This is a genomic window from Nocardia sp. NPDC058705 (genome assembly GCF_042749305.1).
GTDB lineage: Bacteria > Actinomycetota > Actinomycetes > Mycobacteriales > Mycobacteriaceae > Nocardia.
Window position 1 is genome coordinate 50458 of record NZ_JBHYRN010000021.1, and the last position, 22525, is coordinate 72982.

A 22525-nucleotide genomic window follows, 5' to 3' on the forward strand; every position below is an offset into this window, starting at 1 on the left:
GCGACCTGGAAGAACACACTTCAGAGGAACCGCACAGTGACCACTCGACTCACCGGCACCCCCGACGACGCGGATCTCGCCCGCTCCGACTCGCTGGCCCGCGAGATCTTCTCCGACATCGCCAACAAGTGGGCTCTGCTGATCGTCGAATACATCGGCGACAACACCCTGCGGTTCAGCGAGTTGCGTGACCTCGTCGAAGGCATCAGTCACAAAATGCTCACCCAGAATCTGCGGATGCTCGAGCGCAACGGGTTGGTCGAACGCACCGTCTATCCGACCGTGCCGCCGAAGGTCGAGTACAACCTCACCGAATCCGGCCAAGCCCTGCGCGCCACCATTGACGGGATGTGCATGTGGACGCAGCGCTACTTCGACCACATCGAAGAGTCCCGCCGCCGCTTCGACGCGTGAGCTACGGCGCGACCAGGCCGGATTCGTAAGCGAGAACGACCAATTGGGCTCGGTCGCGGACGTGGAGCTTGGTCATGGCCCGGTTGATGTGGGTCTTGGCGGTGTGGGGGCTGATCACCATGTGGGCGGCGATGTCGTCGTTGGACAGGCCCTGCGCGACGAGGGCGACAGCCTCGCGTTCGCGGGTGGTCAGTTCGTTCAGGGCGGTGCCGGGTATGCGCGGCTGGGCGATGTAGCGCTGGATCAGGCGCCGGGTGATCGAGGGGGCGAGGAGGGCATCGCCGCGGGCCGCCACGCGGATGGCGTGGAGGAAGTCCTCCGGTTCGATGTCTTTGACGAGGAAACCCGCGGCGCCCGCCCGCAGGGCCTCGAGGACGTATTCGTCGAGGCCGTAATTGGTGAGAATGACGACGTGGACGCCGGACAGGGCGGGATCGGCGGCGATGCGGCGGGTGGCTTCGATGCCGTCGACCACCGGCATCTGGATATCGATGAGCGCGATGTCGGGCAGGTGCGTGCGGGCCAGTTCGACACCCTCGCGACCGTCACCGGCTTCGGCGACCACTTCGATGTCGTCCTCGATGTCGAGGAGTGCGCGGAAGCCGCTGCGGATGAGCGGCTGGTCGTCGACGAGCAGGACTCGAATCATGGTCTGTCCAAGGGTAATTCGGCGTGGACCGCGAAGCCGCCACTGGTTCGCGGCGCGGCGTGCAGGTGGCCGCCGAGAGTGGTGACGCGTTCGCGCATCCCGAGCAGGCCCACTCCGGGGACCGGAACTGTTGCGGGACTGGCAGTTCCGTTGTCCTCGATGTCGACGACGAGGCTGTCCGCGCCGTACTCGATGCGGACAATGGCAGACGTGGCAGCGGCATGGCGGGTGACGTTGGTGAGCGATTCCTGCACGATCCGGTAGGCGGTCCGGTCGACCGCGATGGGCACGTTCAGGTGCGTGCCCTCGATCGTGAGGGTCGCGTCCAGGCCGGTGCATCGGACGCGCTCGACCAGGTCGGGGAGGTGGGCGAGCCCGGGGCGCGGGGAGGTGTCGTCGTCGCGCAGTACCTCCAGGGTCGCGCGCAGTTCGCGAGCCGCCTCGCGCCCGGCTTCGCGGATGGCCAACAGTGCGGCCGGGACCTCCTCGCCCCGCTTGCGCGCCACGTGCACGGCGGCCTCGGATTGCACCTTGATCACCGAGATCTGGTGGGTGAGTGAATCGTGCAGCTCGCGCGCGATGTGCAGGCGTTCCTCGTCGGCCCGGCGACGGGCGGTCTCCTCTTTGGTCCGTTCGGCTTCGTCGGCCCGGCGTTCGGCCTGGCGCAGCGCTTCGCCCGCGGCGCCTGCGGCGATCAGCCAGGCGATCTCCAACGCGTCGCGGGCGCGCGAGAGTGACGCGGCGACGTCGTGCAGCGAAAACATGGCTGCCAGCGGTAGTGCCGCGATGAGTGCCACCGAGGCCAGTACCGCGACAACGTGGTGACCGGCGCGGACGGTGGAATACACGGCGAACAGGAAGGCGACGGCGGGCATGTCGACATCGAGTGCCTGATAGCCGAACGCGCACAGCCCGGTCACGATCAGCACGGCTATCGGCGCACGTCGCCGTTCGATCAGCGCGAGGCCGCTGACAACGAGCAGCCCATAGGCGAGGAGGTCGAGGGGTGAGCCGGAATGTTCCTTGGTGAGCCCGGTGACCAGCAAGATCGCCGCCACCCCGACGGCGATCACCCAGTCGACGACCCGTGCCCTGCTCATCCGTGAACCCTAGCCCGGCTCCCTTACGACCGCGTCCAGCACCAGGATGATCCTCGGACTACCGCGATCGTGGTAGTCCCGGCGTTACCGCGCGCAGTCGCAGTATCCACCTACCACTCTCGTGGCAACGCGAATTGTCCACGTCCGCACGATGACCGAGCCGCTGAAGACATCGACGATAGAACGGTCACCATCGGAACGGTCGCCCGCGACCAAGCCGCACGGCAAGCAGGTGCGTGCGACCGCGAACCCGACAATGTCGGGCCGCCAGAGAACGCACCAGATCGGGGTCGGACCGGTTTCGGGACATCGGCAACGACGACCGCACCGGTGACGACCGATGCCCGGCCACCGTGACCGGCGATCAGAACTCCGGCAACGCGCCGGGCTGACACGAAGGAGCACCCATGTCCAGCCGCCCGCTCACCACAGCCACTGTCACACTGGCCCTCATCCTCACCGCCGCCGCACCCGCCTCGGCGGACACCATCACTCTCGCCGACTCCTACGGCATGACAGCCGACCGTTTCTTCGCGACATCGGCCGCGCTCCTCGGCCTGGCCGCCGCGATCGTGGGTGCGTGGGCCGTGGTCCGTGCCGGAAGCTGGGCCAGATCGTCGGCCGCGATCGGTGGGGGCGCCGTCGCGGCGATCGTCGGCGTGATCGGCGTCGCGACCGCGGACGGCGGTCCCGGCACCGGAAACGGCATCGTCGGCGCGGCGATCGCGATCGTCCTCGGCGCGCTGGCCGTCGCACTGGGCGCCCGCGCACGCCTCCAGCGCTGATCAGCAAGCCGAGATCAAGATCACCAGGCTCTCATGGCGGAATTTCGGGCCGAAAACAACCCGGAGAGCCTGGTGATCGCCTGTCCAGCTCAGTGACCGCGGGCGATCCAGTCCGCGAGCGCCGGTTTTTCCGCGCCGATGGTGGTGGCGTCGCCGTGGCCGGTGTGGACCGTCGTTTCCTCGGGGAGCGTGAGCAGCCGATCCCGGATCGAATCGATGATCGTGTCGAAGTCGGAGAACGAGCGGCCGGTGGCGCCGGGACCGCCTTGGAAGAGGGTGTCGCCGGTGAAGAGGGCCGCGAGATCGGGGACGTGCAGTGACACCGAGCCGGGGGAGTGGCCTGGGGTGTGCAGGATGTCGATATCGGTGCCCGCCACCGTGATTCGCGTGGTGTCCGCGAGTGAGCGGTAGTCGGCGGTCGGGTGGGTCATGCGCCAGAGGGGCTCGTCGCCGGGGTGCAGCAGGACGGGCGCGTCGAGGCGCTTCGCGAGTTCCGGGGCGACGGTCACGTGGTCGTTGTGGCCGTGGGTGCACAGGATCGCGGTGACGTGCCGGTTGCCGACCGCAGTGGCGATGGCGTCGGCGTCGTGGGCGGCGTCGATGACGAGCACCTCGTTGTCGTCACCGATGAGCCACACATTGTTGTCGACATCCCAGGTGCCGCCGTCGAGTGCGAAAGTGCCCGAGGTGACGACTCTTTCGATGCGGGTCACCAGACCACCACCGAACGCAGCACCTTACCGTCGCCCATCGCGGCGAATGCCTGCTCGACCTCGTCGATGCCGATCTTCTCGGTGACGAACCGGTCCAGCGGCAACCTGCCCTGCCGGAACAGGTCGACGAGCATCGGGAAGTCGCGTTCGGGCAGGCAGTCGCCGTACCAGGAGGACTTCAACGACCCACCGTGCGAGAACAGGTCGATGAGCGGCATCTCCAGCTTCATCTCCGGCGTGGGAACTCCGACGAGCACCACCGTCCCCGCCAGATCGCGGCCGTAGAACGCCTGCTGCCAGGTCTCCGGACGGCCGACCGCGTCGATCACCACATCGGCACCGAAGCCATCGGTGAGCTCCTTGATCCGCTCGACCACGTCCTCACTGGTCGCGTCGATGGTGTGGGTGGCGCCGAAGTCCTTGGCCCAGTCCAGCTTTCGCTGATCGCGGTCGATCGCGATGATCGTGCCAGCACCGGCGAGTCGCGCACCGGCGATGGCGGCGTCGCCCACACCACCGCAGCCGATCACCGCGACACTGTCACCGCGCGAGACGTTTCCGGTGTTCATGGCGGCGCCGATGCCGGCCATCACGCCACAGCCGAGCAAGCCCGCGACGGCCGGGTCGGTCTCGGAATCGACCTTGGTGCACTGCTTTTCGTGTACGAAGGTCTTGTCGGCGAACGCGCCGACGCCGAGGGCGGGGGTGAGCGGGGTCCCGTCGGTGAGCGTCATCGGGACGCTGGCGTTGTGGGTGTCGAAGCAGTACCAGGGGCGTCCGCGTCGACACGCTCGGCATTCGCCGCACACCGCGCGCCAGTTCAGCACCACGAAGTCGCCCTCGGCCACATGGGTCACGGCGTCGCCCACGGACTCGACCACGCCGGCCGCCTCGTGGCCGAGCAGGAACGGGAACTCGTCGTTGATCCCGCCCTCGCGATAGTGCAGGTCGGTGTGGCACACCCCGCAGGCCTGGACGCGGACCACCACATCGTGCGGCCCCGGATCGGGAATCACGATGTCGACGGTTTCGACCGGCGCGTTCTGCGCGCGGGCGATGACTCCGCGGACGGTGTCGGGCATGCGGACCTCCTCATGATTGACGTTGGCTACGTCAACGCTAGCCCGAGCGCGCGCCCGATCAATCCGGGATGGGTGGGATGTCCCCGGTCGGAGTGCCGAGCTCTTCCTTCACATGATGCTCGACGAGCAACGGCACGTAGTCGCGGATATGGACCTTCCCGAACGCGTCGTACACGCTGTGCACGATGTCGGCGATCTCGGCGGGTTCGATGGTCGGGTACCGGATGGTCAACCGCTCGATGACCTCATCGAGCTGTCGGTTCTCGTTGGTGGTCATACTCCGGGGTTACCCGCAGACGCCGACGATCAACGCCTACTTCTCGTCGAAAACCAGATCGGTCGGCGGATGGGTGAGGCGGACCGTCGCGCCGTCGATCACCGTGATCGCGTCGAGGCCGGTGGTGGAGTGACCGGTCGACACGATGAAGAAGCGGTCGGCCGCCTGGGCGAGGAACGCGGGGAAACCGTCGAGTGACAGGTCGCCGTCGCCGAGCTCGAGGTAGTCGGCGAGGCGGCGGAACAGTTTCGGGAGCAGTACGAGGTCGTCGGTGAGCGAGGTCGGCGAGGTGAGTGCGGCGCCGCTCGTTGTCGCGTCGGTGGGCCAGATGCCGAGTCCGGCGGCCGCGGCGGCGTTCGCGGTGGCGGTGAATTCTTCGCGCAAGGCAGGGAACAGGCTGCGGTAGAACGTGGGGTAGGCCAGGCCGGTGGCCAGCTGGTGGTGGTTGAGGGTGAGGCGCAGCAGGGCGACGTCGACGAAGGTCTCGCTGCCCGACTCGCCGGGTGCGGGTCCGCGTCCGGCGAACGCGACGCAACGGCCGTGCAGGTCGGCGCCGCGGGTCAGGATGAAACCGGGCACGTCGGCTTGATCGGTGCTGGTCACCGTCTCGCTCGCGTTGCGGACGACGCCGGTGAAGCCGAGCCAGGCCAGCAGTTCCTCGGCGGCGGCGTGAGCCAGTGGCAGCGGTTGGTGCATACGGGTGCCGTGCCGGGGCGTGTAATGCGTTTCGAGCGAATCGATTCCGTCGAGACGCAACTGAGCTGCCCCCGAAGCGTTGCGTTTGACCCGATGCGGACCGCCGACCCGATCCCAGAGAGCGAGGTCGTCGGGCCGGAAGCGCACCGAATCACCGTCGGGCTGTGCGCCTTTGGCGACGAAGACTCCGGAGATCAGTAGAAACGGCATCGCGCATCCTTCGGCTCGTCGACGGTCGCCGACCCGCCGATCGCGCGGGGCAGCGGGGATCTCGACCACGCTGTCGAACAGGCCTCCAGTCTGGACACATGGTGTCGCGCAGGGCAATACACGTCGTCGATGGTTCCGCGCTGTTCACCCGATGGTCACCACGGCCGATCCGAGCGCGGCGGGTTGGCTCCGCCGATGGTCTGCGCACACCCGCACCGGTTCGGCGGTGACGCCGAGTTTCGTGGTCGAAGAGGCGCGGCTGGGAGGCGCCTCGGCTTGTCGGACCGACATCCATAGACGGTGTCGATCGGCGCGATCGGCGCTGCGTCCTGGACGTGGAGCAATCGGATGGGCACGGTGGAGGGACCTGACCAGAGGAGATACCGATGAATCCGGCTCGCCCGACAATTCGTGGCCCCCGTGCGGCCGTGCTTGCGCTCGCGGTTCTCGCGGTGGGCATCGGTGCGTGCTCCGCCGACCCGGGGGCGCAGGAAACCGCCACGGTCGAGGCGGTACCTGAGACGTCAGCCGTGACGTCCGCCACCGCGCCCCAGCCCTTGCACTTCGACGATGGTCTCGACCCCGCCCTCTACGACGCCGCGGTCGCCAACGACACCGCGCGGGTCCGTGACCTGATCGCCCGCGGCGCCGACCTGGAGACGCGGGGCGAGGGCGGGCGCACCCCGCTGGTCGCCGCCACCAAGAACGCGGCGAACGAGGCCGCAGTGGCGCTGATCGAGGCGGGAGCCGACGTGAACGCCAAGGATGACATCCAGGACTCCGCCTACCTGTACGCCGGCGCCGAAGGCCTCGACCAGATCCTCGAGGCGACTCTGCGTCACGGCGCCGACCTGCGCAGTGTGAACCGCTACGGCGGCACGGCACTCATCCCAGCGAGTGAGCACGCGCACGTGAGCACGGTGCGGATGCTGATCGCGGCGGGCGTGGACGTCAACCATGTGAACACGCCGCAGTGGACGGCATTGCAGGAGGCCGTTGTCTACGGTGACGGCTCTCAGCCCTACCAGGAAACCGTCACCGCGCTGCTCGCCGCGGGCGCCGACCCGCAGATCCGCGACGCGCAGGGGCGAACCGCGCTACAGAACGCCGAACGCCTTGACCAGGAGGCGATCGTCGCGCTGCTTCGCTGAGTAGCCACCGGCCCGCTGCGCCACCGGCCCGCTGCGCCACCGCTCCGGTGCCTTGCCGCCCCGTGCGTTGCCGACCCGTGCACCGCCGACCTGCTGCGCTGCCGGTGCGCGCCGACCGCATCGCAACTCGGCGCATCCACCAGCATCCGTCGAGTCCGAGCGTCGCCGCATGTACCTCACCCCACGTGTTCACGCACCAAGGCGGCGAAAGCCGTTGCGGCAGCGCTGCGATGGCCCGCTGCCGTGCGAAGCAGTGTGACGGTGCGCGCAGGCATGCTCGGCCGCAATGGAATTCGAGTGAGCTGCGGATGAGTGTCGGTGACTGCCTCGGGCAGGATCGTGACCAGTGACGAGCGGGACACCGCCTCCAGCAGCCCCTGAATCGAGTTGACCTCCAGGGCGATTCGTGGCGACACCCCCGTGTGCGTGCAAGTAGCGGTCGATGTGGTGGCGGGTCGCGAAGGACGGAGCGAGCAGGGCCAGATCGTGGCCGAGGAGATCTTCGGGCCCGAAGTCGGCCGGCGGGTAGGGGTGCGCGGAGATGCCGAGCACGGCGGCCAGTGTCTCCTCGTAGAGTGCTTCGGCGGTGAGCCCGGGTAGCCGCGGGGGAGCGAACGCGATCCCGAGGTCGATGCGGGCATCGAGCAGTTCGGACTCCATCGCGTCCTGGGAGGATTCACTGAACTCGACGGTGATCCCCGGATAGCGCGCCCGCAACCGTGCGATGAGCGGGCCGATCAGGGACGGCGTGAAGGTGGGCGTCGCGGCGAAGCGGAGCAGGCCCCGACTGAGATCGGTGACGTCGTGCACGGATCGCTGCGCCGCGGCGACCTCGTCGATGGCGCGGCGGGCATGCTCGAGGTAGACCGACCCGGCGTCGGTGAGTCGCACGCTGCGCCCCGCTCGATCGAGCAACACCGCCCCCACCGCCCGCTCGAGCTGCTTGATCTGATGTGACAGCGTCGGCTGCGACACGTGCAGCTCCTCGGCTGCCCGGGTGAAATTCCCGTGCTCGGCGACGGCGGCCAGATAGCGCAGGTGCCGGAGTTCTGGCGTCACCGCCCGAGAATACGCGCGTTCACCGCCTTCGACGTGGACCCGCGTACCTCGGCGGAGCGACGTCAGTGTCCGGCTGGTCCGAGCTTGGCCAGCACCGCGTTGACCACCAGGCACGCACTGTCCACCACATCGGTCATCGGCTGCCGGTATTCGTCGAGGACCCATTTCTGGGCGATGATCACGATCGCGCCGACCAGGCCGAACAGCACCGTGCGCACGTTGACAGCGGGGTGGGTTTCGAGGTCGACGTGCGGAGTGACCAGGGCCAGGCAGATGTCGACCAGGGCGTCGAGGACCTCGTAGTAAGCCCGGTCCACCGCCGGGCTCACGCCGAGGATCTCGAAGAACGCGATCCTGGGAACCCGGGGGTCGTCGAGGATGAGCTGGAAGTACGAGGTGAGGGCGACACGCACCTGGGTATCGACGTCAGTATCGGCATCGCGGATGCCGGTGTGGATCGCCTCGATCATCCGCGCGGCCGTCTCGCGATACACCTCGAGCAGCAAATCCTCACTGTCGGAGAAGGATTCGTAGAAGTAGCGTTTACCGACGCCGGCCGCCGCGCAGATCGTGGTGACCGTGGTGTTGCGGTAGCCGTCGATGCCGAAGGCGTCGGTGGCCGCCTCGATCAGCCGGGTGCGGCGTTCCTGCTGACGCTGCCCCGGCGCGGCGCCGCGGTATCGGCGGCCGTCATCGAGCTCGGGCGCTGTCACAGTGCCGATTCTGTCAGGTGATCGCCGCGAGGTGCGCGCGGGCGCTGATCGAGGATTGCCCAGAACATGTTCTTGCGATCGAACGTGACGCACGCTACGTTACTTTGCGGTACGGGAACGGCATGGTTCCCGATGGTGGAGGGCTGAACCGAAGCATGATCACACATCGTGGACGGCTGGCTGCGCTCGTCGCATCGGTCGTCGTATTCGCAGGCGTCGTCGCATCCGCGCCGGTCGGAGTGGCCTCACCGAACGCGGAGGGCCTCGACGCGCAGTTCGTCGCCACCCATAACGCACCACAGCAATACCCCAACGTCTTCATCGAGTGGGACGTGCCGATCACCATGAGTGACGGCACGGTATTGAAAGCCAACGTCTATCACCCGGCTGGTGCCGACGGGCAGCCGATCGCGGCGCCGACGCCCACGATCGTCAATATGACGCCCTACACCAAGCTGGTCACCAACGTCGCCGACTCGACGCTGTCGGTGCCGGGGCTGTCGGAACTGCTGAACCCGGTGTTGGCGAACCTGGACTTCTCGCCGTTCGGTTTCAGCAGCCTCAGCGACATGTTCCGGATCGTGCCCGGCGGCGCCGCGCGCACCTTCTCCGTCGACCGGAACCTGATCCGCAGCGGCTACACCCAGGTGGTCGTCGACGTGCGCGGCACCGGTTTCTCGCAGGGCACCTGGCAGGTGTTCGGCGAACGCGAACAACTCGACGGTGTCGAGGTCGTGGACTGGGCTGCCGAACAGGGTTGGTCCGACGGCAAGATCGGGATGAGCGGGGTGTCCTATTCGGGCATCAACCAACTGCAGACAGCCCAACGTCATCCCGAAGCGCTGAAGGCGATCTTCCCGATCGTGCCCGGCAGCGACCTGATCCGCGACGTCGCCGCGCCCGGCGGCAACCTCGGTGTCGGCTTCATCCCGATGTGGCTGCTCGCTGTCAACGGCGCGAAACTGCTCCCCGACATGGTGTCGATCCTGACCGGCAAGTTCGACTGGGTCTGGCTGGCCGATCGCGTCCGCGACCCGTTCACCTTCTTCAATGTGCTGATCGCGGCGCTGAGCACGCCGACCGTCGACCAGATCCCGCCGGAGTTGGCGCCGATCCTCGACGACGACAGCCCGCTGCGCACCTCCTGGGTCGGTAAATCGGATCAGGTGCAGGTGCCGACTTTCGTCTACGGCGGCTGGCACGACCTGTTCACTCACACCACCCCGCAGATCTACAACGCGGTCGATGTGCCCGCCGAGCAGAAGAAGCTCGTCATGGACGACATCTACCACATCACGTTGAGCTCGGGCATGGGCCAACCGGCCGGGCCCGCGCCGCTGGACGCGTTGCAGCGCGCGTGGTTCGACAAGTGGCTCAAGGGAATCGACAACGGTGTCGATCGCTACGACCCGGTCACGTTGTGGCAGCAGGGAAGTGAGCAGTGGACCAGCGACGTCTCGTTCCCGCGTCCTGGTATGGAGTACCGGCGGATGTACCTCGACGGTGCGTCGTCGGGGACCGCGCCGGGAGCCAGGTTCGACGGCAGTCTGGTCACCGAACCCGGTGCAGCCAAGCGTGTTTCGGTCGACCCGGGTCTGACCACCATCTGCTCGCGTGATGCCGCGCGTGGCATGGCGGGCCTGATACCGCTGCCGGATGCCTGCCTGAAGGACGCCCGCATCGCCGAAAGTGCTGGACTTACCTTCACTTCGGCCCCGGTGACCCAGCCGACCAAGATCTCCGGTTCGATCGCCGCCCATCTGAACACGGTGCTCGACGCGACCGACGGCTACTGGACGGTGACTGTCAATGATGTTGCCCCCGACGGCCGTTCGACGGTGTGGACGCAGGGTCAGGTGATGGCGTCGCTGCGCGCGATCGACGACACCAAGTCGACCCGCTCACCCAACGGCGACTACACCGAGCCGTTCCCGTTCCTCACCCTGGACACCCGCCGACCGGTGGTGCCGGGCGAGCCTACGATTGTCGACATCAGCATTCGCGGTACCGACGGTGTGCTGCTGCCCGGTCATCGCCTGCGCGTGGACGTGTTCCCCAGCAATTTCCCCAGCGTTGTTCCCTTGCGGCCGTTGCTGAATGAAAGTGGTTTGAAGACCCAGCATCTCGAGCTGGATCCGTCGCGCCCGAGTTGGGTCAACGTCCCGATGGATGCCGATCCCGGCTGGTGACCAACGGTTGAACCCCGCCTCGGATTCGATTCCGGGGCGGGGTTTTTGCTGTCACAGGTCGGGAACCCGGGTGACGTCCGCGCCCGCAGCCGCCGCGAGATGGGCGAAGGTGACGGCATCGCGGACCGCCGCACCGCCGTGGTCATTGTTGAAATAGACGTAGCTGTCGTCGTCGGGCGACCAGGTGTCCAGCAGTCGGCGCACCCAGCTGTTCAGTGCGTGCCTGCCATAGGACGGCAGGGGAGTGGCACGGCCCGCGTGCAGGCGCAGATACGCCCAGTCGGTGGTCCGCCACAGCGGTGTGACCGGCCGGGAATCGCGATCTGCCCAAGTCAGGGCGGCGTTGCGGGTAGTCAGGACGTCGCGGATCTCATCGGTCCACCACGAATCGTGGCGAGGTTCCACTGTCACCCGCACCTTTGCGGGGAAACAGCGCAGACAGTTGTCGAGGAGGTCGGCGTCCGCGCGCAGGGTCGGCGGCAGTTGGAGCAGGATCGGGCCGAGCCGATCACCAAGTCCCGCAGCGTGATCGAGTAATCGTTGCACCGGTTCTTCGGGTTCGCGCAATCGCTTGATGTGGGTGAGATAGCGGCTCGCCTTCACCGCCATGACGAAGCCGGCGGGCGTGCGTTCGCGCCACGCGGCGAAATTCTCCCGGCTCGGCAGTCGATAGAACGCATTGTTCGATTCGACCGTCGCGAATGCCTGCGCGTAATGCTCGAGCCACAGCCGCGTCGGCACGCCAGGCGGGTACAGCACACCGCGCCAATCGCGGTACTGCCAGCCGGACGTGCCGACGTGCATGGTCATTTCGGCGCTACTGGCGCACGGGTCAGATTTCCGAGTGCAGCAATGGTGCGAGTTCGCTGCTGTAGAAATCGAAGAACGCGTCCATATCCGGGCCCGCGTTCATCAACACCACGTGATCGAAACCCGCGTCGACGGCCTTGCGCACTGCTTCGACGTACCGTTTCGGATCATTGCCGCAGATGAAGGATTCGAGCATGTCGTCGGTTCGCACCGTGGTCGTCGCGGCGGCGAAATTCGCCGGATTGGGTAGTTCGCTCATCACCTTCCAGCCGCCGGTCGACCAGCGATTGGTCGACAGCGCGGCTTCGGCGCCTTCGCGATCGTTGTCGGCGAAGGCGACTCCCACTTCGACATAACGCGGACCTGAGCCGCCTTCTCGCTGAAATGTCTGCACGAGTTCAGGATCCGGCTCGGTGGCGAACAGTCCGTCGCCGAGTTCGGCCGCGATCTTCGCCGCGCTGGGGCCGCCCGCCGCCACCGCGATCACCGGCAGTGTCTCCGGCAGGTCGAATACCCGCGCGTCCGATAGTTCCAGGAACTCGCCGTAGTAGCTGCGATAGCCGCCGCGCCACAGCAACCGGATGATCTCCAGCGCCTCGCGCAACATTCGCTGCCGGATCAGCACCGGCGGAAATTCGTGCCCGACGATGTGCTCGTTGAGCCGCTCGCCCGAACCGATACCCAGGGTGAATCGCCCGTCCGAGACCAGGGCGGTGGTGGCGGCGGCCTGGGCGATGATCGCGGGGTGGTAGCGGATGATCGGGCAGGTCACGCCGGTGGCGAGGCCTATTTCCTCGGTTTCGGCCGCGATCGTGCCGAGGACCGTCCAGGCGAAAGGGGAGTGGCCCTGGTTGTCGAGCCACGGGTGGAAGTGATCGCTCATCTCGACGAAATCGAAGCCGACTTCCTCGGCCCGAACTGCCTGTCGAACAAGCTCTTTCGGGCCGAATGCCTCGGCGGACAATTTGAATCCGAGCTGCATGGCGAACCTTTCGCAGTGGGGTCAGCTGCGGCCGAGAGCGTTGGCCAGTTCCTGCTTGTTCATCTTGGAACGGCCGTCGATATTGCGGCGACGGGCTTCGTCATAGAGCTCATCGCGGGTCTTGCCGCTGCCCTGGGCGCGCTGACCGCCGCGCTTTGACCCGGAACCGGAGGATTTTCCAGACTTGGTTTCGCCGTGCTCGGCGCGGGTCTTGTTGACGGTGGCGGCGGCGATTTCCTCGGCCCGCTTCTTACTGCGGCCGCGGTCGAGTTCGGATTTCTTGATGTCTTTGTACTGGCGTTCGCGCTTGTCGCTCCACGCTTGCTGGGGCATCGTCTGCTCCTTCTCGATCGGGATGACGGCTCTGATTGCCGCCTACCCGGAGCGCGGCAGCGGAAACAACGGCCGGGCGAGGATGACCGGAACCGTGATCGGCGACTGGCACACTGACGTGGTGAGCGCTTCGGGCACCGTCCGGACGGCCGCCGAGGGGGTATGGCGGTGGATTCGCAGCGCCCCGGGTACTTACCTGTGGCTGGTCGCGCTCGGCGTGACCACCGCAATTCAGCAGGGCCTTTCACCTGAGGAAGCCAGGATCTGGCTCGGGCACCGCTCGACCAACCTCGATCACCTCGGTGACGACCCGATCCGTGTGCTGATCGGCAGCGCGTTCTGGACCGATGGCGGCGGGTGGTTGGTATACGCCGTGCTGTTCAGCCTCGTGCACGCGAATGCCGAACGGTGGCTCGGCACGCTGCGATGGCTAGCCGTTGTCGTGCTCGCGCATGTTGGGGCCACTTATCTCAGCCAGGGACTGTTGCTGTGGGCGATTCGCCACGACGAAGCTCCCGAGCGAGCGGCGTTCGCACTCGATGTGGGAGTCAGCTACGGGCTCGCGGGAGTTGCGGCGGTGCTGGCCTACCGTGTGGTTCTTCCGTGGCGGGTGCCGTACGTGCTCGGCGTACTACTGGTCTGTCTGCCGCCGGTTTTCGTGTACCGGACGTTCACCGATGTTGGGCACGCGGGGGCGGCGTTGATCGGCTTCGCGTGTTATCCGCTGACCCGAGGGCGAGGCAGTGGCTGGGCCTCGGGTTTACGGGGTTGGGAGGACGACCGATGACGCGGCGATGGCGTCCACCGCTGGTGGGCGCCATCACAGTCCGGCCTGAAGGTCAGACGAAGAAATCGACAAAGGCGTTCAGAACCCAAAGAAAGAAATCGAAAAGCATCGTCGCTCACCTCCCTCCTTCTAGCCGGTCCAGCAAACTGGTCGACTGCCTTGGAATTTTGGGTGCAGAAGAGGCCTTTTTGCTGGTAGCGGGGCTTCTATCCGCGTATATCGGGGGTACCCGAATTTGTGTTAGCAATAACATAGCGATCGATCTGTCTGGGCCTGGCTATGTGGGTCGATGCTGCGGCTAAGGTGGCCGGGTGATCTTGCTGGCTATAGGTGTGGTTCTGCTCGGTGTGTTCGCGCTGTGCTTCCGTCAGGAGCGGCGCCGATTCAGCAACGGCGTGCTGTTGCTGCTCGGGATCCTGTTCGTCGGTTCCGGGCTGGTCGGCTCGGGCGCCGAAGGAGAGGGCGCCGAACTGTTGTTCTTCTTCGGTCTCGCGCTGTCGCCGCTGTTGGTGTTGGTGCTGGCCGGGCTGCTGATGCTCAACGGCGTGGTGATGCTGCGCCGCGAGGGTATGCGGGTGGCGAACCTGCTTTCGCTCGGGCTCGGCGTCGCACTGCTGATTCCGTATGCGCTGCTGGTCTGGGCGGTGGTCTCGGAGTGGTTCGTGCTCGGGGCGTTGCTGCTGGCAGTGGTGTTGGTTGCTGCGTACCTCGGCTTCGTGCTGGTCGCGTTCCTGCTCTATTCGGTGGTCTACGGCTGGGTGACTCGCACCGACAACGCCCTCGCGATCGTGGTGCACGGCTCGGGCCTGCTCGGTGATCGGGTGCCGCCGCTGCTGGCGAGCAGGCTCGATCGTGCGATGGGCATCTGGCGCGTGGATCGCGCCCACGGCCCGTCGCCGCTGCTGGTCACCAGTGGTGGCAAGGGTTCCGACGAGAAGGTCGCCGAGAGTGTGGCCATGGCCGCCTACCTCGTCGAACACGGCGTGCCCGCCGACGAGATCATGCAGGAGGACCGCTCGACGACCACCCGCGAGAACCTTGTGTTCAGCAGGCAGTTGCTCGCCAGGCAGGGCATCGACAGTCGCATCCTGCTGGTCACCAGCAATTTCCACGTGCTGCGCACCGCCCTGCTCGCCCGCTCGGTCGGCATCGATGCCCAGGCGGTCGGCGCTCCGACCGCGCGCTACTACCTGCCCAGTGCCCTGCTGCGCGAGTACGTCGGGATCCTGGCCGAGCACAAGGTGCTCAATGCGGTGATGTGCGCGCTGCTGGCGGCGGGCCCGGTCGCGCTGGCGATCTACGGTGCGGCGCACTGACCCAATCTTGGTGTTACCCGATTTAAGTGTTACCAGACGTACTGGATAGTTGTATCCTCGAAGTGCCGGGCAGGATGCAGCGTCGCATCCTCGAGCACGTCGCTGACGTGCGCGGTTGATCGAGGAGTATCGATGAAGTTACTTCGCTGGAACACCCGAAATCCGGAGGTCGATCCGGGCACGGTCGCGCTGCACGCGCGCAATGTCGCCTTCGATTGGTCGGGCGTCGACCTGCAGTGGATGTCGGCCGAGCCGATCGCCAGTCATCTGATCAGCGCGCTGAACATGCTGCTGCCCGAGGGTGAGCGCATGTTCATCGAGACCTATCGTGAGGCCCTGCCCTACGTCAAGGACGAGAAGCTGCGCGAGGACATGCTCGGTTTCATCGGGCAGGAGGCGATGCACGCGCAAACCCACGGCCAGGTCCTGGAAGACGTTTTCACCGCGCACAACGTCGACGCGAGCCCGTATCTGCGCCAGATGGAATACCTGTTCCGCATCTCGCTCGGACCGCGCGGCGGTGACGATCGCGCCGGGCGTCAGATGCTGGTGGAACGCCTCGCCTTCATCGCCTGCCTCGAGCACTTCTTCGCCTGGCTCGGCGATTGGATTCTCAATGCCGACCTGGAGCAGTTCGGCGCCGATCCGCGGATGGTCGACCTGTTCCGCTGGCACGGTGCCGAAGAGGTCGAGCATCGCAATGTCGCCCACGATGTCGCGGAGTATTTCGGGGTCGGCTACATCCGTCGCTGCGCGTCGATGACGCTGGTCTTCCCGATTTTCCTCGTCGTGCTGGTGCGCGGCGCGCGATTCCTCGTGCAGCAGGATCCGCAGTTGCCCGATCGGGGCTACACGCGCCTGCTCAGCGGGGTGTTCGGTGCGATGTGGCGGGGCGCGCTGCCCGGCGTTCCGTCGCTGCTGGTGAGTGCGCTGTCGACGTTCCAGCCGGGCTACAGCCCGCAATCGGTCGGCTCGACGGCGCAGGCCATCGCGTACCTGGCCGCCTCGCCCGGTGCCCGTGCGGCGGCCTCGTGACTGTGCGCGACATCCCCGCCGACCTCTACGGCAAGTACCGCCACGATCCCGCGATCAAGATCATCGATGCCATCGCGGCCGCCCGGTTGCGCTGGAGCGCGCTGGTCAACCGCGGTGATCTGCGCTCGCGCGTCGACGACCGCCGACTGCCCGTGGTGGTGACCGGCCGTCGGATCGAAGCGCACGACCAGGACGTGGTGAGTCTGCGCCTCGAGGCCCCCGACGGCCGTGTGCTGCCCCGCTGGCATCCCGGCGCGCATCTGGATCTGGAATTGCCGTCGGGTCGGCTGCGGCAGTATTCGCTGTGCGGCGACCCCGCGGACGAGCGCGCCTACCGGGTCGCCGTGCGGCGCATCCCCGCTGGCGGTGGCGGTTCGATCGAGGTGCACGACGCGCTGCCCGTCGGCAGCCGGTTGGTGGTGCGCGGGCCGCGCAATGCCTTCCCATTCGCCGTGCCGGGCCACGGATCACCTTCGCGGCGACTGCATTTCGTCGCCGGCGGCATCGGCATCACCCCGATCCTGCCGATGGCCCGGCTCGCACACCGGCTCGGTGTGCCGTGGACGCTCGTGTACAGCGGGCGCAGTCGCGACACCATCCCGTTCCTGGCCGAGATCGAAAGCTTCGGCGCGAAGGTCCTCGTGCGCACCGATGACGAGCACGGCCTGCCCGCCGCGGCGGATCTGCTGGCCGGTGTCGGTCCCGGCACCGCGGTCTATGCGTGCGGCCCGACCCCGATGACCTCGTCGATCGTCGTAGCCGTACGTGAAATGCCCGACGTGGAACTGCATTTCGAGCGATTCTCGCCGCCGCCGATCATCGACGGCACCCCGTTCGAGCTCGAATTCGCCTCCACCGGTGCGGTGGTCACCGTCGACGCCGACCGCACCGTGCTCGACACGATCCTCGATTCCCGCCCCGACCAGCCCTACTCGTGCAGGCAGGGGTTCTGTGGCACCTGCGTGGTGCGGGTTCGCTCGGGCGAACCGGACCATCGCGAGACCGCGCTTTCCGATGCCGACCACGCCGAGGGTGCCATGCTGGCCTGTGTATCCCGTTCTCGCGGTGAGCGATTGGTGCTCGACCTGTGATTTCCCTGTTGAACAAGGAGCCCGAAAGATCATGACGAACGACAGTCCGCAGCCCGCGAACCAGCGCACCGTCCGCAGCGGTGATTTCGATATCGCCGTGTTCGAATACGGTGACCCGACGGCCGACACCATCGTGCTCGTGCACGGCTGGCCCGACACCCACCACCTGTGGGACCGGGTGATCCCGCTGCTCACCGACCGCTTCCACGTGGTCGCCTACGACACCCGTGGGCACGGTGAATCCACCCGCACCCAGCGCACCGACGACTTCCGCCTCGACGAACTCGCGCGCGATTTCTACGCCGTGATCGACGTGGTGAGCCCAGAGCGCCCGGTCCACGTGCTCGCCCACGACTGGGGTTCGATTCAACTGTGGGAAGCGGTATGTGAGCCGCAGGCCGCGCAGCGCGTCGCCTCGTTCACCTCGGTGTCGGGACCCAACCTCGATCATGTGGGCAAATGGGTGCGCGCGCGGCTTTCGCGGCCCACCCTGCGCAATGTGTGGCAGCCGATCACCCAGCTCATGTCCTCGGCCTACACCGGCTTCTTCATGCTCCCAGGCCTGCCACGTGCCACCTTCAACTCCATCGGCACCGAAAAGGTCTGGCAGCGTGCGGTGTCGGTCATGAACGACACCTCCGCCGCCAACGTGAAACTGGGGCCGACGTTCCGCCGTGACATGGTCGACGGGCTGCTCATCTACCGCGCGAACATTGTGCAGCGCATGCTGTCTCCGCGCGAACGGCACACCGAGGTCCCCGTGCAGTTGATCGTGGCCGGGCGCGATGTCGCCATCCGACCCGCCAGCTATGACGACTACGCCCAACGGACCGATCGGCTGTGGCGACGCGACGTGCCCGCCGGACACTGGATGCCGTTCTCACATCCCGAACTCCTCGCCACCGCCACCACCGAGCTGATCGACGCGCTCGACGGCGTCGGCGTCTCGCGCGGCCTGTCCAGGGCCGAAGTGGGCACTGCGCGTAGAGAATTCGAACACAAGCTCGTGGTTGTCACCGGTGCGGGTAGTGGTATCGGCCGCGAGACCGCGCTGGCCTTCGCGCGACTCGGTGCCGAAGTGGTGGTCTCCGATGTCAACGAGCTCGCAGCCAAGACCACTGCGGAGCTCATCGTCGCTGAAGGTGCTGTGGCGCACGCCTATTCGCTCGACGTGTCGGATGAGAACGCGGTGCGCGAGCATGCCGACGAGGTGATCGCCGCGCATGGGGTGCCCGATGTGCTGATCAACAACGCCGGTGTCGGCCAGGCAGGCGGGTTCCTCGACACGCCGTCGGAGGAGTTCGACCGTGTGCTGCGCATCAACCTCGGCGGCGTCGTCAACGGGTGCCGGGCATTCGGTGCGGCGATGGCCGATCGCGGTCTCGGCGGGCACATCGTGAACCTGTCCAGCATGGCCGCCTACAGCCCGCAGCGCGACATGGCCGCCTATGCCACCAGCAAGTCGGCGGTGTTCATGTTCTCCGACTGCCTGCGTGCCGAACTGGCCGATCGCGGCATCTCGGTCTCGACCGTGTGCCCGGGCATCGTGCACACCAATATCGTTGCCACCACCCGTATCTCGGGTGTCTCCGCCGAAGAAGAAGCGGTCACACAGCAGAAGTTCGACAAGCTGTACCAGCGACGCGGCTACACCCCGGACCGGGTGGCGGCGCAGATCGTCAAGGCCGTGCGGACCGGGCGCGACATCGTGCCGGTGACGCCGGAATCGTGGGTGCAGTACCGGCTCAACCGGATCGCCCCCGGCGCGGTGCGCTTCGCGGCGCGGCGGATGAAGCTGGTCTGAGTCGGTTACGTCCGGCGCAGTTGCTCCTCCACGGCGGCAACGTGCCGGGCGTCCACGCCCCATGGGTCCTCGACGCCGACTTTTCGGTCCAGGTCCCACAGCACGCACTCTTCGTCCGGTCGCGCCACCAGCGACCAGGCGACCACGGTGCGGCCCAATTGTTCGACCATGGTGCCGTGATTCTGGCTGCTGTCCCCGACACCCTCAGGGAAATGGTGCAGAAAACGTCCGTACGCCTGCTCGCAGAAGTTCGCGTAGAGCTGGGTGCAGAGGATGAAGCCGTGCCACGCCTCGTCGACCGCGTGCGAGGGCATCCCGATCACCTGATCGTCGCGAATGGCGGCACCGCAGCACCGCAACCATTGGCGCAGACCGGTTTCCACGAGATCGCGGGGTTGCCACGGTGAGGTCTTGAAGATCGCCTCGGGGAAGCGCAGGGCAGCGACGGCGCGGTCGACGGTGGGGAGGTCGACTTGCCGTCTGCCGGTTCGCGGGAAAGAGAACGCCACAATTCACTGTAAGGCCACTGGAGGTGGGGGTGCTGCGAACCCGTTCGGGGGTTAGCCTGCGGACATGGTGATGACGCTCGTGATCGTGCTCGGTTTCATGGTGGTGGGGATCGGTGTGGTGGTGACGGCCGTCGTGCTGCTGATCCGCAAGGTGAGTCAGCCGCAGCGGCCGCTGGATCGCCGGTGGGTGGCGGGGTCGGCGGGGATGGTCGGTTACGTCGACGGGACCTCGGGTCAACCGTGGGATCCGGGCGCACCGTCGGGCGGCTGCGGTGGGGGTTCGAACGGTGGTTGCGGCGGGGGTAGTGGCTGTGGCGGCGGAAGCAGCAGCGGTGGGAGTAGCAGCAGTTGCTCCGGCGGGAGTAGCAGCAGCTGTGGCGGTGGAAGCAGTAGCAGCTGTGGCGGCGGTTCGTGACCTGGGTCCCAGTTCACTTGACCTGAACTCGACTCGAGGTTCCATCCTTGACTCCTACGGTCAACACCACGAGGGAGTCGCCATGCGTGCAGTGCAGGTCAAGGAATTCGGTGGGCCAGAGGTGCTGGAAGTTCTGGAACTTCCCGCGCCACAACCGGGTTCGTCCGAAGTGGTCGTCGACGTCGAAGTCGCCGACGTGATGTTCCTCGACACCCGGCTGCGCAGCGGATGGGGCCAGGACTACTTTCCGCTGAGCCCGCCGTACGTCCCCGGCGGTGCGATCGGTGGCGTGGTCAGCGCGATCGGCGCCGGGGTCGATCCCGCCTGGCTCGGCAAGCGCGTTGTCACCCAGACCGCCGCCAGCGGCATCGGCGGCGGCTTGCCCATCGGTGGCTACGCCGAGAAATCCCTCGCCAAGGCCGCCACTCTCACCGAGATCCCCAGCGGACTGACGACGCAGCAAGCCGTGGGGCTCGCTCACGACGGCCGCACTGCCCTTGCCGTTTTCGACAGGGCTGCAGTGCAACCGGGTTCGTGGGTGCTGATCACCGCCGCCGCGGGTGGACTCGGCACGCTACTCATTCAGCTGTCGGTCGCGGCCGGCGCGCATGTTGTCGCGGCAGCGCGTGGCACGGAAAAGCTTGCGCTCGCAACACGATTGGGCGCTGATGAGGTTATCGACTACTCGGATGGCGGGTGGGAAGCGCGAGTCCGCCGGATCACCGGCGGGGGAGCGGCGGTCGTCTTCGACGGTGCGGGCGGCGAGATCGGCGGGGCGGCATTGACTGCCGCCGCCGACAAGGGCCTGTTTCTCGGATATGGCTCTGCCGCAGGTGATTTCGCTCACGGCGACACCGACGCCGCGATGACGCGCGGTGTCACGGTACTCGGCCTGTTCGATATCGTAGGCAAGGACGTCGACTGGGTCGGCATCACCGACCGTGCCCAATCCGCGGTCGCGGAAGGCGCGCTGGAAGTGGTTATCGGGCAAACCTTCCCGATCGACCAGGTGCGGCAGGCGCACGCCGCCATCGAGAACCGCACCGCCCTCGGCCGTACCTTATTGACGGTCGGCGCGTCATTGTAAAGTATCAAGCGCCGCAACGGAATACACGTTAAGTTATGTTCCGTGCAGGGAATCATAATCATCGCGGTAATCATCGCGGTTCTGTTGTTGGTAGCCGGAGTGATCAAGTTGGCCAGCAACCCAGGGGGCAACATCGAACGTCACGAGCGTGACGTACGAGTACGGGATGGCCAGCGAGCTTCACGCTCGTAAACCCATACCCCGGGTGCAACACACAACGGCGATCGGTCGCCGCGCCTTCGTTTCGAAGCCGCGACCCCGATCGCCGTTCCTGTACCCCGACACGACCACCGCGCCAAGTGGTCAACCCCGCACTCCGCCGGGTACCATGCGACTCGCCCGCGGAGACCCCCGCGGCGAGGGGCGGTAGCTCAGTCGGTTAGAGCCGCGGACTCATAATCCGCTGGTCGTGGGTTCGAGCCCCACCCGCCCCACTCTCCCTTCTGACCTGGAGCGCAACGTGAGTCAGTATTTCGAGGCGGGTGGGCAAACGGTCTGGAATCCGTCGAACGGTGCTTCGCGGTTGTTCTTGCGCCAACTCCGGTCGTTCGAGGAGGAACTCGGTGTGCCCTCGGGGATCGGACCGATGGAGGCCGACGAGTGTGAGATCACGCCTGCTGTGCTCGAAGAGTTCGTCGCTGCTCTGTTGACCTGGCGCGCAGGCACCGATCATGCGGTCGTCCAGGTGCTGTCCGACGGTTTCATCGCGACCGTGACCGTTATTGCTGAGCGGGCAGGTATTGATGTGGCGTGGCGCCTACTCGCTCGGGACTCTGGTGTTCGCGAGTGTGCGCATCGGCTGGACCGTCATATGGCACGTTGATGGTGACCGGCAGGCGTCATCATCGAAATCAGCGTCCCGCGTCGACAATTCGCGCGCAGCACAACGCGTCGGTGCGAGAGCGGCCCGCGCTATTGAGCGCCGCGGCTGGTGAAGTCGAAGGAGCCGCCGTCGATGCCCCAGGAGATGATGCGGTCGGGGTGGATTCGGATGATGGCGGGTTCCTGGTGTGGGAACGGCGGCTTCTCGTCGGGGAGTGCCTCGGCGGTACCGCGGATCTCGATGCCGCGAATTTCGTAGGGCTCCAAGGAAATCTGTTGGTCGATGACGAAGGACACCCGGCTGCCGGCTTCGACGTTGCGGTATTTGCGGGTGGTGAGCATGCGCATGCCGCCGATGTCGATGGTGCCGTCGTCGTTCACCCGGTAGCTGGTCGGGTTGTTCTGGACGACGCCGTCGGGCGAGACGGTGGCGAGACGGCCGATTCCGGCCTCGGCGAGGAACTGCTGTTCGTTGGTCGTGTAGGTCATGTCGGGT

25 protein-coding genes, 1 tRNA gene and 1 pseudogene are annotated in these 22525 nt (G+C 66.6%); 13 read left to right on the top strand and 14 right to left on the bottom strand.

Annotated elements, in window-relative coordinates; genetic code table 11:
- The first annotated feature begins 36 nt into the window (after positions 1-36).
- Entirely contained in the window at positions 37-414 is a 378-nt protein-coding gene (locus tag ACFW6D_RS22440; RefSeq protein ID WP_379331041.1) for a winged helix-turn-helix transcriptional regulator, read from the top strand.
- 1 nt (position 415) lies between these two features.
- On the opposite strand, the gene ACFW6D_RS22445 is transcribed toward ACFW6D_RS22440, so the two are convergent.
- Together ACFW6D_RS22445 and ACFW6D_RS22450 are read right to left on the bottom strand one after the other, a co-directional pair.
- A complete protein-coding gene (locus ACFW6D_RS22445) occupies positions 416-1063 on the bottom strand; it encodes a response regulator (RefSeq protein ID WP_379331043.1) in 648 nt (215 codons plus the stop codon).
- Positions 1060-2163, bottom strand: coding sequence for a sensor histidine kinase (locus ACFW6D_RS22450; protein WP_379331045.1), 1104 nt, complete (start codon positions 2161-2163; stop codon positions 1060-1062). Before ACFW6D_RS22450 ends, ACFW6D_RS22445 begins: the two co-directional genes overlap by 4 nt.
- A gap of 407 nt (positions 2164-2570) precedes the next feature.
- Here ACFW6D_RS22450 and ACFW6D_RS22455 point away from each other — a divergent pair, with 407 nt between their 5' ends.
- Complete coding sequence (locus tag ACFW6D_RS22455) at positions 2571-2948, top strand: DUF6223 family protein (RefSeq protein WP_379331047.1); 378 nt, start codon at positions 2571-2573, stop codon at positions 2946-2948.
- 89 nt (positions 2949-3037) lie between these two features.
- Here ACFW6D_RS22455 and ACFW6D_RS22460 read toward each other — a convergent pair whose 3' ends face one another.
- The 5 genes from ACFW6D_RS22460 to ACFW6D_RS22480 all read right to left on the bottom strand — a co-directional run bounded on the left by ACFW6D_RS22460 (position 3038) and on the right by ACFW6D_RS22480 (position 6217).
- On the bottom strand, positions 3038-3661 hold the full coding sequence (locus ACFW6D_RS22460) for an MBL fold metallo-hydrolase (RefSeq protein ID WP_379331049.1): 624 nt from the start codon (positions 3659-3661) through the stop codon (positions 3038-3040).
- Positions 3658-4743, bottom strand: coding sequence for an S-(hydroxymethyl)mycothiol dehydrogenase (locus ACFW6D_RS22465; protein WP_379331051.1), 1086 nt, complete (start codon positions 4741-4743; stop codon positions 3658-3660). The genes ACFW6D_RS22460 and ACFW6D_RS22465 overlap by 4 nt, the downstream gene beginning before the upstream one ends.
- Positions 4744-4801: 58 nt before the next feature.
- Entirely contained in the window at positions 4802-5020 is a 219-nt protein-coding gene (locus ACFW6D_RS22470; RefSeq protein WP_379331053.1) for a three-helix bundle dimerization domain-containing protein, read from the bottom strand.
- 36 nt (positions 5021-5056) lie between these two features.
- Entirely contained in the window at positions 5057-5926 is an 870-nt protein-coding gene (locus ACFW6D_RS22475) for a hypothetical protein (protein ID WP_379331055.1), read from the bottom strand.
- Positions 5927-6070: 144 nt separating this feature from the next.
- Positions 6071-6217, bottom strand: coding sequence for a hypothetical protein (locus tag ACFW6D_RS22480; RefSeq protein ID WP_379331056.1), 147 nt, complete (start codon positions 6215-6217; stop codon positions 6071-6073).
- A 95-nt stretch (positions 6218-6312) separates the two neighbouring features.
- Here ACFW6D_RS22480 and ACFW6D_RS22485 point away from each other — a divergent pair, with 95 nt between their 5' ends.
- Positions 6313-7077 carry an ankyrin repeat domain-containing protein gene (locus ACFW6D_RS22485; protein WP_379331058.1) on the top strand — a complete coding sequence of 255 codons (765 nt, stop codon included), beginning with the start codon at positions 6313-6315 and terminating at the stop codon, positions 7075-7077.
- A gap of 176 nt (positions 7078-7253) precedes the next feature.
- Here ACFW6D_RS22485 and cynR read toward each other — a convergent pair.
- Positions 7254-8136, bottom strand: a pseudogene (gene cynR, locus ACFW6D_RS22490) (transcriptional regulator CynR).
- Positions 8137-8198: 62 nt separating this feature from the next.
- Positions 8199-8849: a TetR/AcrR family transcriptional regulator gene (locus tag ACFW6D_RS22495; RefSeq protein ID WP_379331060.1), complete on the bottom strand. Its 651-nt coding sequence runs from the start codon at positions 8847-8849 to the stop codon at positions 8199-8201.
- 155 nt (positions 8850-9004) lie between these two features.
- On the opposite strand from ACFW6D_RS22495, the gene ACFW6D_RS22500 reads away from it, so the two are divergent.
- Positions 9005-11038, top strand: coding sequence for a CocE/NonD family hydrolase (locus tag ACFW6D_RS22500; protein WP_379331062.1), 2034 nt, complete (start codon positions 9005-9007; stop codon positions 11036-11038).
- Between the two features lie 51 nt (positions 11039-11089).
- Here ACFW6D_RS22500 and ACFW6D_RS22505 read toward each other — a convergent pair whose 3' ends face one another.
- From ACFW6D_RS22505 to ACFW6D_RS22515, 3 genes are read right to left on the bottom strand one after another with little or no spacing between them, the layout of a single operon-like run.
- A complete protein-coding gene (locus ACFW6D_RS22505) occupies positions 11090-11848 on the bottom strand; it encodes a DUF72 domain-containing protein (protein ID WP_379331064.1) in 759 nt (252 codons plus the stop codon).
- 22 nt (positions 11849-11870) lie between these two features.
- Entirely contained in the window at positions 11871-12830 is a 960-nt protein-coding gene (locus tag ACFW6D_RS22510; RefSeq protein WP_379331065.1) for a TIGR03557 family F420-dependent LLM class oxidoreductase, read from the bottom strand.
- Positions 12831-12851: 21 nt separating this feature from the next.
- Positions 12852-13163, bottom strand: a complete 312-nt coding sequence (locus ACFW6D_RS22515; RefSeq protein WP_379331066.1) for a plasmid stabilization protein — start codon at positions 13161-13163, stop codon at positions 12852-12854.
- Between the two features lie 22 nt (positions 13164-13185).
- Between ACFW6D_RS22515 and ACFW6D_RS22520 the strand changes: the two genes are divergently transcribed.
- From ACFW6D_RS22520 to ACFW6D_RS22540, 5 genes are all read left to right on the top strand, one after another.
- Entirely contained in the window at positions 13186-13950 is a 765-nt protein-coding gene (locus ACFW6D_RS22520; protein ID WP_379331067.1) for a rhomboid-like protein, read from the top strand.
- 311 nt (positions 13951-14261) lie between these two features.
- Complete coding sequence (locus tag ACFW6D_RS22525) at positions 14262-15266, top strand: YdcF family protein (protein WP_379331068.1); 1005 nt, start codon at positions 14262-14264, stop codon at positions 15264-15266.
- 132 nt (positions 15267-15398) lie between these two features.
- The gene (locus ACFW6D_RS22530) at positions 15399-16301 is read left to right on the top strand and encodes a metal-dependent hydrolase (RefSeq protein ID WP_379331069.1); all 903 of its coding nucleotides are present in this window, start codon (positions 15399-15401) and stop codon (positions 16299-16301) included.
- Positions 16298-17392 carry a PDR/VanB family oxidoreductase gene (locus tag ACFW6D_RS22535; protein ID WP_379331071.1) on the top strand — a complete coding sequence of 365 codons (1095 nt, stop codon included), beginning with the start codon at positions 16298-16300 and terminating at the stop codon, positions 17390-17392. The genes ACFW6D_RS22530 and ACFW6D_RS22535 overlap by 4 nt, the downstream gene beginning before the upstream one ends.
- A gap of 31 nt (positions 17393-17423) precedes the next feature.
- Positions 17424-19196: an SDR family oxidoreductase gene (locus ACFW6D_RS22540; protein WP_379331073.1), complete on the top strand. Its 1773-nt coding sequence runs from the start codon at positions 17424-17426 to the stop codon at positions 19194-19196.
- A gap of 5 nt (positions 19197-19201) precedes the next feature.
- Here the strand turns inward: ACFW6D_RS22540 and ACFW6D_RS22545 are convergent, their stop codons facing one another.
- Positions 19202-19705, bottom strand: coding sequence for a hypothetical protein (locus ACFW6D_RS22545; protein WP_379331075.1), 504 nt, complete (start codon positions 19703-19705; stop codon positions 19202-19204).
- A 64-nt stretch (positions 19706-19769) separates the two neighbouring features.
- Between ACFW6D_RS22545 and ACFW6D_RS22550 the strand changes: the two genes are divergently transcribed.
- The 4 genes from ACFW6D_RS22550 (at position 19770) to ACFW6D_RS22565 (ending at position 22030) form a co-directional block, all read left to right on the top strand.
- Positions 19770-20120, top strand: coding sequence for a hypothetical protein (locus tag ACFW6D_RS22550; RefSeq protein WP_379331077.1), 351 nt, complete (start codon positions 19770-19772; stop codon positions 20118-20120).
- Between the two features lie 82 nt (positions 20121-20202).
- Positions 20203-21207 (top strand): zinc-binding dehydrogenase, encoded by a 1005-nt coding sequence (locus ACFW6D_RS22555; RefSeq protein WP_379331079.1) that lies wholly within the window; start codon positions 20203-20205, stop codon positions 21205-21207.
- 360 nt (positions 21208-21567) lie between these two features.
- A tRNA-Ile gene (locus ACFW6D_RS22560) sits at positions 21568-21641 on the top strand.
- A 26-nt stretch (positions 21642-21667) separates the two neighbouring features.
- Complete coding sequence (locus ACFW6D_RS22565) at positions 21668-22030, top strand: DUF6086 family protein (protein ID WP_379331081.1); 363 nt, start codon at positions 21668-21670, stop codon at positions 22028-22030.
- 89 nt (positions 22031-22119) lie between these two features.
- Here the strand turns inward: ACFW6D_RS22565 and ACFW6D_RS22570 are convergent, their stop codons facing one another.
- Positions 22120-22518 carry a PPOX class F420-dependent oxidoreductase gene (locus ACFW6D_RS22570; protein ID WP_379331083.1) on the bottom strand — a complete coding sequence of 133 codons (399 nt, stop codon included), beginning with the start codon at positions 22516-22518 and terminating at the stop codon, positions 22120-22122.
- Positions 22519-22525: the final 7 nt, after the last annotated feature.